Source organism: Rhizobium lusitanum (genome assembly GCF_014189535.1).
Lineage (GTDB): Bacteria > Pseudomonadota > Alphaproteobacteria > Rhizobiales > Rhizobiaceae > Rhizobium > Rhizobium lusitanum_C.
Genome location: NZ_CP050308.1, coordinates 556,376 through 572,779, shown reverse-complemented (window position 1 = coordinate 572,779; position 16,404 = coordinate 556,376). Strand labels below are relative to the sequence as shown.

The window sequence follows — 16,404 nt, the reverse complement described above, 5'->3', positions numbered from 1 at the left end:
CAGATAACGAATCGAGGAAATATCCCAATGAGAAAAATCCTTTCCATCCTTCTCGCCGCCTCGGTTCTGACAACGCCGCTGGTAATGGTCACCGAGGCCAATGCAGCCCAGGTGAACAAGCAGGTCGTTGTCGTCAAGAAAGACGTGGCCAAAAAGAAGGTTGTCGTTCGCAAGGGTGGCTGGGTAACGGGTCGTCGCTTGTCGGCATCCGATCGCCACCGTACCGCCAACGTCGATTATCGCCGCCACCATCTGTCGGCTCCGCCGCGCGGCTATCACTGGGTTCGCATCAAGAATAACTTCCTGCTCGTCGGCATGACCAGCGGCTTGATCTCCAAGGTGGTCACCGCACGCTGAGGGCGACCTCAATCCGAAATGCAGGAGAGACGGTCAGGTGGGCTGCCTTTCGTTCAATGTAGCGTCGCCATTGGGCCGGAGCCTAAAGCCACTTGCAGCAGACCGCCGCAGGTGGTTTCTTTGTTTTCAATGCTCTGCCGGTGCTGCCAGCCGTAGCAATCCAGTTCTGCGGCGATGGAGAATGTCGTCTTGATCGGGCCATTCCCGATGAAAGGAGTGGCAATGAAAAAGATCGCTGCCGGTGTACTCGACGTCGCCTATAAGGAGACCGGCCCAGAAGATGGCTTGCCCGTCCTGCTGCTCCATGGCTTTCCCTACGATGCGCATGCCTATCATGATGTCGCGCGGCAACTGGCAGGCAAGGGCCTACGTTGCATCGTCCCGTTTCTTCGAGGTTACGGCCCGACGCGTTTTCTCTCGGAGGAGACGCTCCGTTCTGGTGAGCAGGCCGCTCTTGGAGCGGATTTAGTGGCCTTGATGGATGCGCTCTCAATTGAGAGCGCTATTCTCGGCGGCTATGATTGGGGCGGCAGGGCGGCTTGCATCGTCGCCGCGCTCTGGCCGGAGCGTGTTCGGGGTCTGGTGAGCTGCGGCGCTGGCTATAATATCCAGAATATCGCCAAGGCAGGGCTGCCCGTTTCTCCTGAAGAAGAGTTTCGGTACTGGTACCAATATTATTTCCACTCGGAGCGCGGCAGGGCTGGCCTTGCCGCAAACCGACGTGAGTTCTGTCGCCTCCTCTGGCGGCTATGGTCTCCGACATGGGCGTTTGGCGACGAGACCTTTGACCGCAGTGCCGTCGCTTTCGACAATCCCGATTTCGTCGATGTCGTTATTCACTCCTATAGGCATAGATTTGGCGGCATTGCCGGCGACTCTGCTTTCGCAGAGATCGAGGCGCGTCTGGCGAAACAGCCCGATATCACCGTGCCGACAATCGTGTTGCAGGGAGCGGACGACGGCGTCGATCCACCGCAAGCGGCTGACCGCGATGTGGCGCACTTCTCCGCGTTTTATGAGCGCCGGATCATAGCAGGCGTGGGCCACAATCTGCCGCAGGAGGTACCGGGCGCTTTTGCGGAGGCGGTGCTTTCTCTCCTATAAGTCGGGCAAGTTGATCCGGCTGCTTTGCCTATCCGCAGGAGAAGTCCAGGCCAAGACGGGGTTCGGGTGCCTTGCCTGCTGGAGCGAAGTCGACCTCATCACCGCGACCACCGCGCTTCTCTGGTCTAACAAGCCCAAATTTCCCCAGATACTGGAGGTTGGCGTAATATCGCGAGTTGGGCGGCAATGTTGGAATTGTCCCACGTTGATCAGCTTCAATGTATTCGAAAAGATGCCACGCGCCAGGATCCAAAGCCTCGATGGCTTCATAGTTTCTCAATTTCGAAATCTCGTCACCTAGCGAAGTATAAGCTGGGATATTGCCTTTGTCGCAGGATGCCACCAAGTCCCCTGACGGGGCATGAAACCAAAACAGCTGATACGAGAGACCTAGATAGTAGGTTCTTCCGTCCAAAGTTCGGTAGAGAGCGATCCCGGAGTTATAGGGCCTTTTCCAGATATCTATCCAATCGCTGGATGGTCCGGATAACAGCGCTCCGATCGGCGTTATGCTGAACCGCTCCTCCATCCCCCAGCCCCATGCCATTGCATAGGTTAGATTATATGGGGTCGGTTCCAACGATATTGTCGCAGAGCGTGTCATCTGGGCCTTCCAAAGGAAGTATCCCCCGCAGATAAGCACCAGGCCTATAGCTACCGAACGCCTCATGCTTTTTGCTCCGCCTATGTTTTCGGCAAGGGTATCCCGACCAGAATCAAAAATCCCCGGCACAATGACCGGGGATTTTTTGTTTCGCTTATCGTTTTGACCAATCAGCTCAGACGGCCTGCTGCGTGGGCCAGCATGGTGTAGACCTTGCCGGTGTCGGAGGTCAGGTAGGACTGGGTGACGGTACGGTCGCGGTCGGTGCGGGCGACGTCCGCCAGCAGCTTTTCGAAATCGGCGATGTAGCGGTCGACGGCGGTGCGGAATTCAGGTTCGCGGTCGTACTTGCGCTTGATCTCGTCAAAGGTCTGCTGGCCCTTCAGCGTGTAGAGACGACGTGTGAAGACATCCCGTTCGCCGCGCTGATAACGGCGCCACAGGTCGACAGAGGCGTCGTGGTCGATGGCGCGGGCGATGTCGACCGAGAGCGAGTTCAGCGATTCCACCACATGGCGCGGATTGCGTGCGGCGGGTGTCGATTCCGTCTGTGCGCGGGGCGTGGCCTGACGCGCGGGCTGCAGGTCGGCATTTTCATCGCGCGATGCGCCACGCAGGAGATCGCTGATCCAGCCGCCGCCAGCCGTTTCCTGGCGGGCGGGAACCGGCGTTTCGGCCGGACGCGGCTGCGGAGCGACGGGACGTTCGGCGGCGATGCTGCCGCGCAGGCCCAGAGCCTCGATCGTCGGCTGCTGCGGCTTCGGAGCCGGTTGTTGTGGGGCAGGCTGCGGTACTACCTGCTGAGCGACCGGTGCCTGCGGAGCAGGCTGCTGAGGCCGGGGAGCCGGAGCAGCGGCGACTGGCGCCGGTGCGGCCGGACGCGGACGCTGGGCCGGCTGTGCTTCGGTAATCGCGCGGGCCGTCGGCTCGGAGATTTCGAGGTGCTGCGTCGAGCGGCCGACGATCTGCGAAATGTCCTGCAGGGCCTTGATCTGCTCGGCGACGGCACGGCGCATGGCGGCCGCGCTTTCCTTGGCTTCTTCCGGCAGGTCGAAGGCGCCGCGCTTCAGTTCGCTGCGGGTGAGGTCGAGCTCGCGGCGAATGTCGCCCGCCGAACGGCGGATTTCATCGGTCGCGCCGGAGAAGCGGCCAACAGCGTCGTCGACGGCAACACGCAGCGTTTCACGGAGCTGCTGAGCGGCACCGTCCGAGGACTTGCCGGCTTCGCTGAGCATCTGTTCGACATCGGCGATCGAAGCCGAGAGGCCACCGCGAAGACGGTTCGTCAAATCGCCCGAGCGGCGCTCGGCATTGGCGAAGGTGCTCTCGATGGTCTGGTTGGCTTCCTCACCGGCCTTCTGAAGCGTGCCGCGCATAGTCTCGGCCGCCTCTTCTGCGCGCTTTTCCGCATCGGAAAGAACGCGGCCGATATCGGCGAAGGAGGACTGCACACCTTGACGCAGATTGCCGGTGACCTGATTGGAGCGCTGCTCGGCGCGGTCGAATGCGGTCTCCACCATGCTGCCGAGGGCGCGCATGGTGTTCTCGATCTCTTCCGAGCGCTGCACCAGGCCGATTGACAGGTTCTGCAGCGCGGTTTCGCGTTCTTCCAGCGTCGAGACGAGGTTGGACTGCGCGGCACCCAGAAGCTGGGAGGCCTGCGTCAACACCTGGGAATGCTCGTCGAAGCGGCCAATGATGCCGCCGACCTGCGACAGCGTCTTGCCGGAGATGTCCGAGAGCTTGTCAACCTTGCCTTCGAGAAGGCGGGTCGAAGCAGAGACCATTTCGCCGGCCTTCGACGCGGAGTCGGCAAACTGGACGGACGTGGCACTGAGGCGGTCGTCGACAGCGGCGAACTCCTGAGCGGCATTGTGCAGCATGCCAACGATGGTTGAGTTATTGTCCGCCAGCCGCTCGATGATGCCGTTGACGCTAGCAAGCAGGTTGTTTTCCAGCGAGCTGACCGTGTTGGTGGCATGTTCGGTGCGGGCGGAGATTGCCGCCAGCGTATCATTGGTGCGCGATGCGATGGCGTCGATCAGGGCTGCATTTTCCGCACGCAGGCGGTCGGTACTTTCCTGAGCGGCCTGTGTGATGAGCGCTGCTGCTTCCTGGCCGGTCGCGGCGTAGCGGTCAACGATCGGGCGGGCCTTTTCATCGATCAGGCGCGACAGTTCGCTGGAGCGGCCGGCGAGCATGGAATTGAGCTCGCGGGTGCGTTCGTCAAGCGAGGTGCGGATCGACGTGCCACGCGCTTCCAGAGCCTTGTCGACATCGGCAAGCGTCGCATTGATCTCGTTGGCGCGCGCTTCCAGGTTAGAGCGGATCGCATTGCTGCGTTCGTCGAGCGCGCGCTCGACTTGCGCCATGGTGGAGGCGATCTGTTCGCTGCCGCCGGCAAGCGTGTTGCGGATGGCAGAGCCACGGGCTTCCAGCGACTGTTCGGCGGAAGACAGCGCCTGCGAGATGGCGTTGACTTGATTGCCGACCAGGGTCTCGGCTTCGGCGACCTTGTTGACGATCGCGTTGCCGGCTTCCGAGAAGGTCTGGGCGACGGCAGCTGCCTGGCTCGCCAGACGATTGTGCGTTTCGGAGACGCGGCCGACGATTTCTTCCGAACGCTCGCTCATGACGCGGGTGAAGGCGTCACTGTGGTTTCCGAGGTCGTCGGCGAATTGCTGGCCGGTGCGGGCGAGCAGATCGGCAGTGCGCGTGGCTTCGCTGTCCATGCCCTGAGCGGCATCGGCAACGGCGGTGCGCAGCGTCGTGGCGAGGTTGGTGGCTTTGCCTTCGATGGTGCGGTTGACGGCTTCGAGGCCGACGTTCAGCGCCCGGTCCATGGTCGACAGACGTTCTTCGATGCGGGCACTGCCGCTTTCGAGCGCCTGGTTCAGATGGGTCGTACGGCTGTCGAGTGCTTCGGCCAAGGTTGCCAGACGCTCGTCGAGCGCGGAGGTGAGGCGGGTCGCCGCATCGCCGCCGCTGCTGTCGATGCGGGCAGCGCCGCTGGCCAGCGTGTCAGACAGGCGGTTTCCGGCAGCATCGACCTGAGCGGCAACGCCGCCGACGCCTTCGTGAATGCGATTTTCGAGGGCAGACAGGCTGGCTTCGACGCGCGAGCCGGTTTCGGCAAAGCGGCTGGTCATGCCGTCGACCGACTGGTTGAGGTTGGTGGAGAAGCCCTCGGCCGAACGCTGGATATCGCCGGCTGCCTGCTGGATACGACCGGCAATATCGCCGGCGCCGCTGTGCAGGCGCTCCTCAAGCGTTTTCGCGCTGGCATCAATGGTCTGTCGCAGCGAAGCTTCGCGATCCTCGAGCGACATTTCCAGCATGCTGGCGCTGGTAGCGATCGAAGTTCCGATCGCAGTCGCTTGTTCCATCAGGGTATTGTCGATCTGGGCATGGGCGTCGCGTAGCGTCACGCTGATAGCGTTGCTGCGATCGTCCAGGGTGGAACGCATGCGCTCATAGGCGGAAGCAAGGTTCTCATCCATTTGCGACAGACCGGCGCCGAGCGCCTTCTCGACCCGTTCGGCCGAGCCGCCGACGACGGTTTCGATACGGTCGCTGCTGCTGCCGAGCAGGCCTGAGAGTGCATCGGTATGGGCGGTGAGCGAACGGTCGAGGCGCTCCTGATTTTCGGTGTAGGCGGCGCGAATGGCTTCGGCCTTGTCACCGAAGGCGCCGGCGACGCGGGATTCCGCACCGGATACGCTGTCGAGCAGGGCATTGGCCCGGGCTTCGAGCGTGCTTTCGAAACGGCTTTGGTTTTCGGCGAGCGAGATGGCGAATGCCATGCTCTTGTCGTCGAGTGTGTCCGTCAGAGCTGCGTGGCCATGATTGATCGACTGGGCGATTGCGTCTGCGCTGTTTGCCAGCGTTTCCTCGATCCGGGCCTGATTGTCGGACAGGGCGATGGCAAGCGCCAGCGTCTTGTCGTCGAGGCTGTTGACGATCTTGTCATGCGTGCCGGCGACGGTGTCGGCGAGTGCATCCATGCGGCTGGAAAGCGAATTTTCCAGGCGTGCTTGCGTATCGGCCAGCGAGGCGGCCAAGGCGACGGCCTTCTGATCCAGCGTGTCGGCAACGGCGTTGTGGTTGCCTGAGAAGGCGTTGGTGATCGCTTCGGCACGATGCGCCAAGGTTTCCTCGAGGCGCGACTGGCCGTGGGTCAATGCGGCGGCGAGTGCCTTGGTCTTGCCGTCCATCGTATTGGCGACCGCTTCGGCATGGCCTGCAACGGTGTCGTCCAGCCGTGCCTGGCTTTCCGAGAGTGCAATGGCAAGGGCCATGGCCTTATCGTCGAAAGTATCGGCGATCTTGGCATGCGTATCGGCCAATGTGCTGGTCAGGATTTCGGCACGGTTGTTCAGTGTATCTTCGATGCGTGACTGGCCATCGGAGAGAGCGATGGCAAGAGCCATGGCCTTGTCGTCCAGCGTGTCCGCGAGCTTGCTGTGTGTGTCGGCGACGGTATTGGCAAAGGTGTCGGCACGGCTTGCGAGCGTATTTTCGAGACGAAGCTGGCTTTCGGAAAGCGAATTCGTCAGCTTCGATGTGCGCTCATCGAGAGCCGAAGTCAGGTTTTCGTGGGTGCCGCTGACGGCATTGAGAATGCCAGCCGAGCGCTCGGCCAGGGTCTGCTCGAAGCGTGTCTGGTGGTCGGAGAGGGCGCCGAACAGAGCGCTGCTGCGCTCGGCCATGACGGTATCGATATGTTCATGCGCGGAACCCAGCGCCTGGGTGATTTCACCTGTGCGGGCAGAGAGCGTGTTGTTGATCTCGTTGGCGCGGCCGAGGAATGTATTTGTGAGCTCGCTCGTGCCCTTGTTCAGCGCAGAGGAGATGTCCGACGTAGCCGTCTGCACGGACTTGGTGAATTCACCGGAATGAGCTGCCAGCGTATCGTTCAGTTCGGCGGAGCGGCCTGCGAAGGCCGAGGTGAGCTCTTCCGTGCCGCTCTGGAGGGCGGTCGAAACATCGCGTGTCACGCCCTGTACGGCAGAGGTAAAGGCACCGGCATGCGCGGCGAGGGTGGAGTTCATCTCGCTGGTGCCGGAAGTCAGGGCCGAGGAAATATGCGTCGTCGCGCCCTGGAGAGCGGTAGCAATTTCACCGGCCTTGTCGCCGATTGCGCTTTCCAGCAGTTCCTGGCTGGTGGCGAACGTTGTTGCCAGGGCGAAGGACTGGTCGGTCAGCGACGAGCCAAGGCGATCGATGCTGGAGGTCAGAATACCGTCAATGGCATCCGATCCGCCGCCGAGCGTCTCGTTGATCCGCGCCAGGCTTTCCGACAGCTTGCTATCCAGCGAGCCGGCACGCTTGTCGAAGGCGGAGGTGAATTCGGAGACACGTTCATCGAACGTGGTCGAAAGATGCGCAACGGTCGACTGGAAGCGCTCCTCGAAGAAGCCAGAGCGAAGGTCGATATCCATGATGGTATCGTCGGCAGTCGATTGCAGGCTCTGGCGGAAGCTCGCGCCCTTTTCGTCGAGGCTGCTGTTCAGCTTGGAGAGAACTGCGTCGAGCGTGCCGGTGATCGAGCGCTCGCTGCCGGTCAGGCTCTCGCTGATTTCGCGGGTGCGGGCGACCAGCGTTTCGTTGAGCTGACGGGCGCGCTCATTGAGAGCGGTGTTCAGCTTCTCGGTATTGGCATCGAGTGTCGATGCGCGGGTCTCGAATTGGCCCACCAATTCCTTGCCGCGTTCGGCGAGGGTGGAAGACAGGGATTCCAGGCGTGCATCGAATTCCTGGCTCAGCGCGAAGCCGGAGGCGTTCAGGTTCTGCAGCAGGCTGTCGGTCTTGGCGGACAGCAGGGTGCCGAGCGCGTCCACGGCGGCGTCGGATGTCTCCATCAGCGTTGCGGCGCGCGTGTCGATCATCGAGGCGAAGGCCTCGCCGGAGGTCGACAGGCGGACGGCGATTTCTTCGGTCGCCAGCGATAGATCTTCGCGGATCTGCTCATGCACGCCAACGATCGAAGAGCGAATACGTTCGGCATGGTTGACGATCGCGTCGCGCTCCGAGCCGAGTTCATGCACGAGACCGCGCACGCGCAATTCGTTGTCGGCGTAGCTGCGCTCCAGCGCGTTGACTTCGGTGTGAACCAGCGTCTCAAGCTCGGTGGCGCGGGCAATGGTCCGCTCTATGCCTTCGTTCATGGCCGAGACTTCGCGGCGCACGGCCTGGCCGACCGTCATGATGCGCTCGGAGGCGACGGTTTCAGGTTCGACGAGGCGCAGGGCCACTTCCGCCATGGAGCGGGCGGCGTTGCGCATGTCCTGGGCACGCGAAATCATCATGCCAAAGGCGTAGAACAGAAGGACGGGAACGACGATGCCGATGATGCAGGCGATGACGCCGGGAAGGGCGGCGAGATCGGCGAGGGTGCGGATGCTACGGATCTGATCGCCGTAAAGCAGGAAGGTGAGGCCGGCCCCGCCGATGATCCAGAACAACGAGAAGATAGTCGCATTGCGGACGGCGTTGCTTTGGGAGCCGCCGTCGAGAGCTTTCAGAATGCTCGCCGGGCTGGCGCGGTTGGCGTCATTGGCAGGAGCAAAGACCGGGGTCTTCGGCTGTTCGGCCGGGCGAGCCGCTGCTGCGGCAGTGCTGCGCGCTGCGGATGCCTTGCGGGCCGTATCCTCTTGGGGCTGTGCTGCAGGCGGATTTGATGGCTCAGACACTTTTGCCTCCGGGGCATCTGGCGTTGAACCGCCGCGAGACTCCAAGCTATCCTCACTGAAATCGATCTGTAAAGCTTCGTCCAATGCCTGAAAGGCTTTGTCCTCGATCGACTCGATGTACTTTTTGTTCGCCATACGGTTACGCCTCGTTACAACTCAGTCGGGCCTGCCGTGTCTTTTCCGGAAAATCCGCCACGTCCGGAAAAGACGAACCCTGCCTCCCGCGAGGTCACCCGTCTTCGACTGATGTCGAGATGGATTTCCCATTACATTTCAGGGTGGATACCCGCTTTATCAAACGGAAGGTATGAAAACATTACCACCATCCACTTTTTGGGCAAAGGCATGTGCCATAAACCCAATTTAACAGTATCGTAGTGACACATTCCCCCTAGCGTGACAATTAATTCCACCGCCGCCCCACTGTGACATTAAGCTGTTGTTAACATTTTTCGACTGCGGAACCCGTTGAAAATCTAATAATTCAGCCATGTTTAACGCGCGTTAACCATGTCGCGAGATTTGCGTCCTGAATGTGCCAAAATTTAACTCGATGGCCATCAGCAGGCCGCAAGCATGCGGCAGATCCCAAAGAAGTCATAGATAGATAAGACGGGAAGTTGGCACATGGCAGCATTGAATATCGCGTTCGAGGCCCCGGATAATTCGCGCGGCGCGGCGCCGTCGCGGGAGCGGGCGATCGACCTGGTTCACCTGGCGAAGCAGACGATGGGCGACAAGGCCCTGGAAGTGGAAGTGCTACAGATGTTTGCCCGGCAGGCCCGGTCCTGTCTGCAGGAAATCGGTAGCGGCGACAGCAAACGCATTCTGGCTGCATCGCACCGGCTGAAGGGTGCCGCCAGTGCGGTCGGCGCCTTCAAGGTGGCGGATGCCGCCAATGCGCTCGAAAGCGATGCCGGCGACGCTTCCTGCATGGCGAAGGTGACGACCTGCGTCATCGAGGCAGAGAACTTCATTCTCAAGCTGTCGCGTTGAACTGAGACTGCCGGACACCAAAGATTCTTCTCATTGCGCCGCCAAACGGTTTCAGCCGTTTCGGCGGCGCAAATGTTGACTGCCTCGGGGAATTGGTGGAAGAAAAATTCCGGATCATCCTTGAAACACGAATACCGGAATTCATTCACATGACCAAACTGACCATCGTCGCTTTCGACGGCACGCGTTTTGACCTCACTGCCGACGATGGCTCCACAGTGATGGAGAATGCCGTTCGCAACTCCGTTCCTGGCGTTGACGCCGAATGCGGCGGCGCTTGTGCCTGCGCCACCTGTCATGTCTATGTCGATGAGGACTGGGTGGAGAAAGTCGGCGGTCCGGCGCCGATGGAAGAGGATATGCTGGACTTCGCCTTCGACGTTCGTCCGAGTTCAAGGCTCTCCTGTCAGATCAAGGTAACGCAGGCGCTCGACGGTCTTGTCGTGCACGTTCCCGAACGTCAGGCTTGATAGGCAGCAATCTTTTCATACTGTTGGCAAAAGATGCCTCGCTCAGCTTGTCGCAGCGAGCGAGGCAAGGCGGGCGCATCACCAACAGGCAAGGGAGGAAACACCTGTGGTTTGAGGACGCGCCAGGAGAACACCTGGATATATGCGTTAAGAGCAGAACTCTGACAGGTCTTTGCGAAAAGCTTTTTTTTTTTTCGCCCTTAGATCCGCCAGCATCGGATCAGCGCTGTAACTACTAGGAAGAACCTGTTTTAGATTCTCGTAAAGTTCAAAGAGTGAAACTGGTGAACGATTCACAGCTAATAGTGACAGTTTTCACACAGGTGGCTGTGATCAAAGTATGATTTTGGTGGAAAACCGCCTTGGCGACCCTTATTCGCCACGCCGCTGGCTGCGATAGGTCAGCAGCCGCTGCATGCGATTCTGGAAATTCAGCGCTTCGATTCGGTCGAATCGGGCCTGATCCTTGTCATGGAGTTCGGTTTCCCGCGCGGTGGCGTCGTTCGCTTTGTCTTGAAGCGTATCGCAATCCCTGGCTGGCGGCAGGGCGAGGATCGCCTGTTCCATCCGACGTGCATGCTGGCGCGCGATGTCTACATGCCGGTCCTCGTGCCGCCGGATGTCCGCCGAGAGCGTATCCCAGATCATCGATAGCTGCCGGCTCGCATGCCGCCGGTCGCGCCAGCGTGGCAGGATGATTTCGGTATCGACCGTGATCTTGACGCCGGCGATATGGCAACGTCCGTCTCTCTGCACATAGGTTGCATTGCCGCCGAAGCGGATTTTCGTGGCGCCGGGATGATGGCTGCTGGAGCCCATGGCGAGCGGTCCGCGCGCATTCAATGACGCATCGAGCGTATCGGCGCCGCTGCCCTTGATATCGAAATAGGAGACGGATTTGTGGGCGATCACCTCTGCCTGCGCTACGCCGGAAATGCCGCACAGAAGTAACAGGATAAGCGGCAAGCGGATGTGGCGGGATGCAAACGGCATTCATGCTGCTACCAGTTGAACTTCGATCAAGCTTGCGGCATAGCCACTGCGAGCGCAATATCGGGCGCGAGGTTTTTTTGTTTTCAATGGGATGGACGGTTCGTGACGGAGCTTCGCAGCCATAGCTGGCATGTTGCGCACGGGCGCAGCCTCGATGTCGGCGAACAGAGCGTCGTCATGGCGATCGTCAACGTGACGCCTGATTCCTTTTCCGACGGCGGTCACTATGAGGCCGTCGATGCGGCGGTCGCCCATGCACTCGCTTGCGTCGAGGAGGGAGCTGATATCATCGATATCGGCGGGGAGTCGACCAAGCCGAACGCGGCCGCCGTCAGTGCCACGGAAGAGCAGGGGCGTGTGCTGCCCGTCATCGAGGCGTTGCGCGGCAAGACGGATGCGCTGATCTCCATCGACACCTATCGCGCCGATACGGCACGGCTGGCGATTGGCGCCGGCGCGCATATCGTCAACGATATCTTTGGTTTACAACGAGAACCTGAGATTGCGGCGTTGGCGGCACAGACGGGCGCGGGGCTCTGCATCATGCATACCGGCCGCGATCGTCAGAAGCTCACCGATGTCATCGACGACCAGGTGCTGTTTCTGAGCCGATCGCTCGATATTGCCGCGGCGGCCGGCGTGAGCAGGCAGAACATCGTGCTCGACCCCGGCTTCGGTTTTGCCAAGGATAACGAGGAGAATCTGGAGTTGATGGCGCGCTTCACCGCGCTGCTGCGCTTCGAATTACCCCTGCTGGCCGGCACGTCGCGCAAGCGTTTCGTCGGTGCGATTACCGGGCGCGAGGCGTCGCAGCGGGATGTGGGGACGGCGGCGACCAGCGCTATATTGCGTTTGCAGGGAGCCGCGATTTTTCGGGTACACAATGTCGCAATCAACAGGGACGCACTGGCGGTCGCGGATGCTATCCTTAGGACACGGGCGAAATTAGGCGGCAGGACGCCATGAGCGAAATGATCTACACCATCACCCTTCAGAACTGTGCCTTCTTTGCTCGCCACGGCGTGCATGATGAAGAGGAATTCCTCGGCCAGCGCTTCTTCGTCGATGCCGAACTCGATGTCGACGGAGGCGATGCGCTGGATAAGGATTCGATCGTCGATACCGTCAATTACGGCATCGCCTTCAGCGTCATCGAGGAAATCGTCACCGGCCGTCGCCGCTATCTGATCGAAGCGCTGGCTCTCGACGTCGCCAGGGAATTGTGTCGGCGTTTTCCGACCATTCGCAGGGCGAAGATCACTGTGCGCAAGCCGAATGCGCCGGTTCCGGGCGTTCTCGATTATGTGCAGGTGAGCGTTGAGCACTTTGCCTGAAGCTGGTTTCACGCGCGCCACTCTCGGCCTCGGCGGCAACCTCGACAATCCCGTGCGGGCCATGGCGCTTGCCTTGCAGATGCTCGATGCGCGCGCCGACTGCCGCGTTGTCGCAGTCTCGAGGGTCTACCGCACGCCGCCATGGGGCAATACCGACCAATCCTTCTTCTATAATTCCTGCGCCGCCGTCGATACGACGCTGTCGCCGGAAGCGCTGCTCGATGTCTGCCTGAATATCGAGCGCGAGATGAAGCGGGTGCGGCTCGAGCGTTGGGGGCCGAGGACCATCGATATTGATGTCCTGACCTATGGCGATGTCGAGCAGGTCGAACCTTTGCTGACCATCCCGCATCCGCGCATGACCGAACGGGGGTTCGTGATGATGCCGCTTGCGGATATCGCCGCCGCTCTCGTGGTCAAAGGGAAAGCGGTGAGGGATTGGCTGAGCACGGTGGACGTGCAGGGCATCGAGATTGCCGACGAAAACCGCGATTGGTGGCGCTCGGCCTGAGCCACGAAACGAAAAAAGCCGGCATCTGCCGGCTTTTCCATAAATAACGATAGGCCAGTATTTTACTGGATCGATCCCACGGCCATCTGGTCGACATCGGCGCGCTGCAGTGTGACACCGATCACCGGTACCATCTGTTCCCCGACCTTGACCGAGATCGTGACGTTCATCGACTTGTTGTCGGTGACGCGGGCGATCATCGCGCCGTTCAGCTTCTGGCGGTTGAGCCCAAGGACTACAGTGCCGTCACTGACGGTGCCAGACGTGATGTCGAGGCCCTTGCCCGCCGCTCCATCCAGGAATTTGCCGCTATAGCTGCCACCATTTTGGGTGATTTCGGCCGACATCGGCTGCTGGAAGACGCCGACGCGGCAGGTGCCGTCGAGCTTGACGCCGCTCGCGCCGCTGTCGAGCGGCTGACCGGTCAGATTGCAGGTGAATTTCGTACCCTTGTATTTGCCGGCGACGATCTCGCCCGGGCCGCGCCAGGAGCCGGCGACGGACTGGAAGAAGGCTTTATCACGGGATCCCGCATCGGCTGAATGCACCCAGGCACCTAAGGAAAGAGCCGCGGCGGCAAAGCCGCTAACAAGAAGAAACTGGCGCGAAAACATGGACATTCCCTAACGAAGAGGAACCTGAAACTGATGTCTACTTTTGCATTAGAATGGTTAATGCTTGGTTTCTTATGAAGGAGAAAGCCGCTTTCGTGGGCGTTTAAAGCATTCAGCGACCGGTAATGTTCGGGGTGAGGTCCCCGACAAAATCGCCGATTCCCGGCCGTTTCAATGCCTTGAACGACAGGGGCCGGCAGAGATCCATGGCGGCGATGCCGATGCGCGCCGTCATCATGCCGTTGACGACGCCTTCGCCCAGCCGGGCCGAGAGTTTCGAGGCAAGGCCGTGGCCGATCAACTGCTGCACGATGCTGTCGCCAACGGCGATGGAACCGGTGACGGCGAGGTGGGCGAGCACGTCGCGCATCAGCCGGATCATGCCGAGCCCGCCGGGCCTGCCGCCATAGAGTTCCGCCATGGCGCGCACCAGCTTGGCTGACTCGTAGAGGACATAGAGGATATCGACGAGCGCGCGCGGGCTGACGGCGGTGACGACGGAGACGCGTTTCGAGGCGCCGAGAATGAGCGCGCGGGCGCGGCGGTCGAGCGGACCGAGCAATTCGCGCTCGGCGAGGTCAATGAGGTGCGGCGCGTCGATGATATCGTCTTCGGCGGCTTTCAACGTGGCGCGACCCTTCGCTGTCGCCGGATTGGCCTCCAAAAGCGTGCAGAGGCGCTGAACAAGGGCTTTGGCGCGCGCCGGTCGCGTTTCGATAATAGCGGCGTCAGCCTCCGCCTTGATCGTCTGTACTGCCGCAAGCCGCATCATGCCGGCCGTTTCGCGTACGACAATGGCAAGGACAGCGAGGATGCCGATGGCAAGTACGGTCAACGCCGTATAGCCGAGCCAATCGGCGCGGCTGAACAGATTGCGAATCAATTCGTCTGTCCACAGGCCGAAGGCGAGCGAAACGAGAATGCCGAAAGCGCTGAGCGCGACCTTGCCGAAGGAGAATCTGCGGCGGCGCGGCGCGGCAATGGCGGCTTCTGCATCCGATGCGGTAAGGGCAGGGCTGAGGAAAGGATCCTCTTCGTCCGGTGTCAGAACGATCTCGGTGTCGAAACTCTGCGGCTTGCGGCGCGGTGTCTCTGCTGCCGTTTTGGTGTGACCACCGTCCCTTGGCGCCTCCGGCTCCAGCGAAAAGGCGGCGGGACGGCGGGAGAGGCCCTTTGGATCGTCTTCTGTCGGCTTCGTCATGCGAGGCGGTCTCCGAACAGGAACTGCATGGCGCGGTCGAGGCGGATATGCGGCACGGAGAGTTTGATGCCGCCGCCGGTCTCGTCCAGCTCCGGCGGACGGAAGCGGACCACGTTCACCTCGGGCAGATGGACATTTGTCGCGCCGGGTTCAAGCGCATCGAACAGCCATTGCGGATTTTCCGGCAGGTCGCCGGGAAAGACCGCCGTCTTGCGATTGCCGTCGAAGCGCTCGCCGCCGATCGTTTCCCCATCCATCGGTGTGCCGACGATGACGGGCAGGGTCTGGCCGTCGCGTTTGACTGTCGCCTCGCGGGTGGCGCGCACCGAAGCGATCGCCATGACGTCGATGCCGGCGCCGGCCATGCCGATACGGTCGATGGCGCGCTCCACAAGGCGGCGGGTCAAGGCTTCCAGTCGGTCATGGCTTTCGTGATGGAGGTGATCGGCCTTGGTCGCGGCGACCAGCACGCGGTCGATACGGCGGCCGAGCAGAGCCGACAACAAGGAATTGGTTCCCGGTCGGAAGCAGGCGAGCACATCCGTCAGTGCGCGTTCGAGATCCTGCACGGCCTCCGGACCGCGATTGATCGCCTGCAGCGCGTCGACGAGGACGATCTGGCGGTCAAGGCGGGCGAAATGCTCACGGAAGAAGGGTTTCACCACGACGGATTTATAGGCCTCGTAGCGCCGCTCCATCATCGCCCAGAGCGAACCTTTCTGGGCGGAAGTCTCGACCGGAAGCGCCAAGGGCGCGAAAGTGAGCGCCGGCGAGCCATCGAGATCGCCGGGCAAAAGGAAACGGCCGGGCGGCAAGGTCGACAGCGAGCGCTCATCGGATTTGCAGGCTTTGAGATAGTCCGCGAAGGCGGAAGCGAGATCGCGCGCCGTCATCTCGTCCGCGGGTGCGGCAATGTTGGTGGCTTGCGTCATCGCCAGCCATTTTTGAGAGAGTTCGGCGCGCACGCCAGTTTTCGCCAGCGCCAGCGTCTCCTCGCTGAAGGTGCGGAAATCCTTGGCGAGCAACGGCAGATCGAGCAGCCATTCGCCGGGATAGTCGACGATATCGATGGAGAGGCGACCGGGCGAGAACAGCCGATTCCAGCCGCTGGCGCTCTGGTAATCCAGCGTGATGCGCAGCTCCGAGATCGCCCGCGTCGAATCCGGCCAGATGCGCTCCTTCACCAGTGCGCGGATGTGATCCTCGTATTGGAAGCGCGGCACGGCGTCGTCCGGCTGGGGCTCCAGGCGTACGGCGGAGACGCGGCCGGATTGCACCGGCTCGAACAGCGGCAGGCGTCCGCCATTCAGCAGATTGTGTACCAGGGAGGAGATGAAAACGGTTTTGCCCGAGCGCGACAGGCCGGTGACGCCAAGACGAATGGTCGGATTGACGAGGCCCGTTGTGCGGTCGACGAGGTTGTCGAAGGCGATCCGGGCGTCGTCCGTGAAGGAGGTCAGGCTTGGCGGCAAGGTAGGATCCCTGAATGACAGCGTGGTCGTCAATATAGGAAGCAATGCAAGCGCCG

At 61.2% G+C, this 16,404-nt stretch carries 13 protein-coding genes; 7 read left to right on the top strand and 6 right to left on the bottom strand.

The window, feature by feature from the left end; genetic code table 11:
* Nucleotides 1-27 precede the first annotated feature (27 nt).
* Both HB780_RS16610 and HB780_RS16605 read left to right on the top strand, forming a co-directional pair.
* Nucleotides 28-357, top strand: a complete 330-nt coding sequence (locus tag HB780_RS16610) for an RcnB family protein (protein ID WP_183693775.1) — start codon at nucleotides 28-30, stop codon at nucleotides 355-357.
* A 222-nt stretch (nucleotides 358-579) separates the two neighbouring features.
* Complete coding sequence (locus tag HB780_RS16605) at nucleotides 580-1,461, top strand: alpha/beta fold hydrolase (RefSeq protein WP_183693773.1); 882 nt, start codon at nucleotides 580-582, stop codon at nucleotides 1,459-1,461.
* Between the two features lie 28 nt (nucleotides 1,462-1,489).
* Here HB780_RS16605 and HB780_RS16600 read toward each other — a convergent pair whose 3' ends face one another.
* Together HB780_RS16600 and HB780_RS16595 are read right to left on the bottom strand one after the other, a co-directional pair.
* Nucleotides 1,490-2,065 carry a hypothetical protein gene (locus HB780_RS16600; protein ID WP_183693770.1) on the bottom strand — a complete coding sequence of 192 codons (576 nt, stop codon included), beginning with the start codon at nucleotides 2,063-2,065 and terminating at the stop codon, nucleotides 1,490-1,492.
* Nucleotides 2,066-2,235: 170 nt separating this feature from the next.
* Nucleotides 2,236-8,892, bottom strand: coding sequence for an apolipoprotein A-IV repeat region-like domain-containing protein (locus tag HB780_RS16595; RefSeq protein WP_183693767.1), 6,657 nt, complete (start codon nucleotides 8,890-8,892; stop codon nucleotides 2,236-2,238).
* A 492-nt stretch (nucleotides 8,893-9,384) separates the two neighbouring features.
* Here HB780_RS16595 and HB780_RS16590 point away from each other — a divergent pair, with 492 nt between their 5' ends.
* Nucleotides 9,385-9,753, top strand: coding sequence for an Hpt domain-containing protein (locus tag HB780_RS16590; protein WP_183693764.1), 369 nt, complete (start codon nucleotides 9,385-9,387; stop codon nucleotides 9,751-9,753).
* Between the two features lie 149 nt (nucleotides 9,754-9,902).
* Nucleotides 9,903-10,223, top strand: coding sequence for a 2Fe-2S iron-sulfur cluster-binding protein (locus tag HB780_RS16585; protein ID WP_183693762.1), 321 nt, complete (start codon nucleotides 9,903-9,905; stop codon nucleotides 10,221-10,223).
* Nucleotides 10,224-10,595: 372 nt separating this feature from the next.
* Here the strand turns inward: HB780_RS16585 and HB780_RS16580 are convergent, their stop codons facing one another.
* Complete coding sequence (locus HB780_RS16580; RefSeq protein ID WP_183693759.1) at nucleotides 10,596-11,216, bottom strand: DUF922 domain-containing Zn-dependent protease; 621 nt, start codon at nucleotides 11,214-11,216, stop codon at nucleotides 10,596-10,598.
* A gap of 177 nt (nucleotides 11,217-11,393) precedes the next feature.
* On the opposite strand from HB780_RS16580, the gene folP reads away from it, so the two are divergent.
* The 3 genes from folP to folK are packed head-to-tail and all read left to right on the top strand — an operon-like array spanning nucleotide 11,394 to nucleotide 13,061.
* Entirely contained in the window at nucleotides 11,394-12,182 is a 789-nt protein-coding gene (gene folP, locus HB780_RS16575) for a dihydropteroate synthase (protein WP_286203209.1), read from the top strand.
* Between the two features lie 5 nt (nucleotides 12,183-12,187).
* The gene (gene folB / locus HB780_RS16570; RefSeq protein ID WP_183697178.1) at nucleotides 12,188-12,550 is read left to right on the top strand and encodes a dihydroneopterin aldolase; all 363 of its coding nucleotides are present in this window, start codon (nucleotides 12,188-12,190) and stop codon (nucleotides 12,548-12,550) included.
* Nucleotides 12,543-13,061 (top strand): 2-amino-4-hydroxy-6-hydroxymethyldihydropteridine diphosphokinase, encoded by a 519-nt coding sequence (gene folK / locus HB780_RS16565; RefSeq protein ID WP_183697181.1) that lies wholly within the window; start codon nucleotides 12,543-12,545, stop codon nucleotides 13,059-13,061. Before folB ends, folK begins: the two co-directional genes overlap by 8 nt.
* Before the next feature lie 62 nt (nucleotides 13,062-13,123).
* Here folK and HB780_RS16560 read toward each other — a convergent pair whose 3' ends face one another.
* The 3 genes from HB780_RS16560 to HB780_RS16550 form a co-directional block, all read right to left on the bottom strand.
* Complete coding sequence (locus tag HB780_RS16560) at nucleotides 13,124-13,675, bottom strand: hypothetical protein (protein ID WP_183693753.1); 552 nt, start codon at nucleotides 13,673-13,675, stop codon at nucleotides 13,124-13,126.
* 112 nt (nucleotides 13,676-13,787) lie between these two features.
* Nucleotides 13,788-14,876, bottom strand: coding sequence for a YcjF family protein (locus tag HB780_RS16555; protein ID WP_183693750.1), 1,089 nt, complete (start codon nucleotides 14,874-14,876; stop codon nucleotides 13,788-13,790).
* Nucleotides 14,873-16,348: a YcjX family GTP-binding protein gene (locus HB780_RS16550; RefSeq protein ID WP_183693746.1), complete on the bottom strand. Its 1,476-nt coding sequence runs from the start codon at nucleotides 16,346-16,348 to the stop codon at nucleotides 14,873-14,875. Before HB780_RS16550 ends, HB780_RS16555 begins: the two co-directional genes overlap by 4 nt.
* Nucleotides 16,349-16,404 lie beyond the last annotated feature (56 nt).

Bases quoted from the DNA above. Each gene is read 5' to 3' on its own strand.
- HB780_RS16610 (WP_183693775.1), top strand. From the start codon at position 28: ATGAGAAAAATCCTTTCCATCCTTCTCGCCGCCTCGGTTCTGACAACG.
- HB780_RS16600 (WP_183693770.1), bottom strand. From the start codon at position 2,065: ATGACACGCTCTGCGACAATATCGTTGGAACCGACCCCATATAATCTA.
- HB780_RS16560 (WP_183693753.1), bottom strand. From the start codon at position 13,675: ATGTTTTCGCGCCAGTTTCTTCTTGTTAGCGGCTTTGCCGCCGCGGCT.
- HB780_RS16580 (WP_183693759.1), bottom strand. From the start codon at position 11,216: ATGCCGTTTGCATCCCGCCACATCCGCTTGCCGCTTATCCTGTTACTT.
- HB780_RS16605 (WP_183693773.1), top strand. From the start codon at position 580: ATGAAAAAGATCGCTGCCGGTGTACTCGACGTCGCCTATAAGGAGACC.
- folP (WP_286203209.1), top strand. From the start codon at position 11,394: ATGGCGATCGTCAACGTGACGCCTGATTCCTTTTCCGACGGCGGTCAC.
- HB780_RS16595 (WP_183693767.1), bottom strand. From the start codon at position 8,892: ATGGCGAACAAAAAGTACATCGAGTCGATCGAGGACAAAGCCTTTCAG.
- HB780_RS16590 (WP_183693764.1), top strand. From the start codon at position 9,385: ATGGCAGCATTGAATATCGCGTTCGAGGCCCCGGATAATTCGCGCGGC.
- HB780_RS16585 (WP_183693762.1), top strand. From the start codon at position 9,903: ATGACCAAACTGACCATCGTCGCTTTCGACGGCACGCGTTTTGACCTC.
- HB780_RS16555 (WP_183693750.1), bottom strand. From the start codon at position 14,876: ATGACGAAGCCGACAGAAGACGATCCAAAGGGCCTCTCCCGCCGTCCC.
- folB (WP_183697178.1), top strand. From the start codon at position 12,188: ATGATCTACACCATCACCCTTCAGAACTGTGCCTTCTTTGCTCGCCAC.